This is a genomic window from Mycobacterium sp. (genome assembly GCF_052144515.1).
Taxonomy (GTDB): Bacteria; Actinomycetota; Actinomycetes; order Mycobacteriales; family Mycobacteriaceae; genus Mycobacterium.
In genome coordinates this window covers 1-2,681 of sequence record NZ_JBKQQD010000077.1, presented here as the reverse complement: position 1 = coordinate 2,681, position 2,681 = coordinate 1, and the positions used below count along the sequence as shown (strand labels likewise).

The following is a 2,681-nucleotide window of genomic DNA, read 5'->3' as shown; positions in this document are numbered from 1 at the left end:
ACGGATTTTGCTGGGAGCTGGTCACCGGCTGTCACTGGTTGTCCAGGCGGGCCGATCCGGCGCGGCCCTGACCGGTGCTGGCCGGTGTCGACACTGACCGGCTGTCGGCACCCACCTGCAACCAGGGTGGCGGCGCTGGCGGCTCAGCGGGCACTCACAGCACCACGGCGGGCACCTGGCGCGGCTGGCACAGGCACCACGCCGCCGCCCAGGCCGCCCGGCTGTGTCGTGGCGCACACGTAGCCTTCTGCGTGTGGATGTCGTGGTGCTTTTCTTAATCTTCTTGTTGTTGATCGGCGGTTTTGTGACCTGGGTGGTGTGGGTAACGGTGCACTCAACGAAACGCTCACGCGAAGCCGCGGCCGAGTGGCAGCGTCAGGTCGCGGAGCGGCAGCGTCAGGTCGCGGCCGCAGAGGCGGAGCGGCAGCGTCAGGTCGCGGCCGCAGAGGCGCAGCGGCAGCGTCAGGCCGCGGCCGCAGAGGCGGAGCGGCAGCGTCAGGCCGCGGCCGCAGAGGCGGAGCGGCAGCGTCAGGCCGCGGAGTGGGCGGCCGCAGAGGCGCAGCGGCAGCGTCAGGTCGCGGCCGCAGAGGCGGAGCGGCAGCGTCAGGCCGCGGAGAAACGTCGTAAATGGCAGCTTTCGACGTGGCCAAAAGGCACCACGCTCGACAGCCGCATCGCCAACATTGACGGGATCGATAAGCAGGTGGCCGCACAGAACAAGAAGATCGAGTCGCAAGTCCACCGCCTCAACGACCTCCTTCACGACGGACTACGAAACCGGCCGCAAGCGAAGCCAACCGGTCTCTATCTCGCGGGAGACCCGAAAGGCATCACTGAGTGCATTGAATTAACGCTGAAGAAAACGCAACTTCCCGCTGGCATTAAACGAAAAGCTAGACTCGCCTACTCACCGCAATCACGCCAATTAGTGGTCGAGTACGAACTACCGGCGGGTGACGTCGTCCCGAAGACAAAGTCATACCGCTACGTGAAGAGCCAGGACAAGGTCGTCGAGACTGCGCGGCCAGCGCCACAAGTGAAAGGACTATATGCCAGCGCAATCGCGCAATTAACGCTTCTGTGTCTCGCGCACATCTTCCGAGTCGACACAAAGCAGCACATCGACGTCGTCGTCTTCAACGGCGTTGTCGACACGATAGATCCGCGCACCGGAAAACGAACTCGGCCATGCCTAATCACTGTCCGGACCACCCGAGACACCTTCACCGAGATCAACCTCGACCAGGTTGACCCCGCTGCCTGCCTCAAGCACCTGAACGCCGGAATTTCCACGAGCCCCACGGAGTTGGCACCCGTCCGTCCCGTGCTGGAGTTCTCAATGGTGGACCCAAGATTCATCACCGAAACCGAAACCCTTGGCGCTCTGGATGATCGGCCCAACCTCATGGAACTCACGCCGCAACAATTCGAGTCGCTCATCCAGAACCTGTTCGACAAGATTGGCCTAGACACCAGGCAGACCCGACCGTCCAGGGACGGCGGTGTCGACTGCGTCGCCTACAACACCGATCCCATCTTGGGCGGCAAAGTCGTCATCCAAGCCAAACGCTACAAACACACCGTCGGAGTCTCGGCCGTCCGCGACCTCTTCGGCACACTCCAGAACGAGGGCGCATCGAAGGGCATACTCGTCACGACAAGCCAATACGGCAAAGCATCCTACGAATTCGCTGCGGGCAAACCGATCGAACTGTTCGACGGCACCCACCTCCTGTACCTGCTCGAAACCCATGCGGGCATCAAAGCCCGGATCGAGCCGCCAGACGACTGGCAAGATCCGGTACCCGACTCGGGCGAGCCACCGGATTAGTGCTAGTCGACGACGGGGGCAGGAAAGGTTCCACCAGATCAGTATCACCGACCTTGGTGCTTACTTTTTTCTAGTCGCTTGGCATGCTTATACCCATGAGAGTGGAAGTGCCTCCATATCCCTTCTTCCTCTGGCCTACCCTGCAGGCTGTCATCGCTCTCGGAGGTTCCGCCTCCATCGCCGAACTTGAGGCAGCCGTCATCGACCGGGAGAACATCTCACCCGACGTCCAGGGTGTGCTCCACGGCGATGGGCCGATGACTGAGGTCCAATACCGGTTAGCGTGGACCCGGACATATCTCAAGGCCATGGGGCTGCTGACGAACAGCCAACGTGGCGTGTGGTCAGTTACAGAACTCGGCGAAACGGTGACCGAGGATCAAATCGAACCAATGCGAGCGGAATACAATCGCACCCGCCCTAAGAAAGGACCGAAGAAGAAGAAAGCAGAGTCCAACCTGGACAATGAGATTGATCAAGCCGAAGCCGAAGCAGAGGCCAAGTGGAAAGACGCTCTTCTAGGCGCATTGCTCAATATGTCGCCGGATGCCTTTGAGCGACTGGCTCAGCGGCTCTTGCGAGAGGCGGGAGTATCCAGCCCTGTGGTTACCGGTCGAAGTGGTGACGGCGGCATCGATGGTCGCGGGGTCTACCAGATCTCGCTCCTGAGCTTTCCGGTCTTTTTCCAGTGCAAGCGTTACTCGGGAAGTGTCGGCGCATCTGCGGTGAGAGACTTTCGTGGTGCCATGGCGGGTCGGGGCGAGAAGGGTCTGCTGATCACGACTGGCACCTTCACGAATGATGCGCGTGCGGAATCTCGCCGGGACGGGGCACCACCTATCGACCTAAT

The 2,681-nt window shown here is 61.3% G+C and carries 2 protein-coding genes; both read left to right on the top strand.

The annotated features are described in order from the left end of the window. Positions 1-265 precede the first annotated feature (265 nt). The gene (locus ACLP9N_RS03985; protein WP_442406171.1) at positions 266-1,831 is read left to right on the top strand and encodes a restriction endonuclease; all 1,566 of its coding nucleotides are present in this window, start codon (positions 266-268) and stop codon (positions 1,829-1,831) included. Positions 1,832-1,914: 83 nt separating this feature from the next. After that, the coding region (locus ACLP9N_RS03980; RefSeq protein ID WP_442406170.1) for a restriction endonuclease at positions 1,915-2,681 on the top strand (767 nt) is incomplete at its 3' end.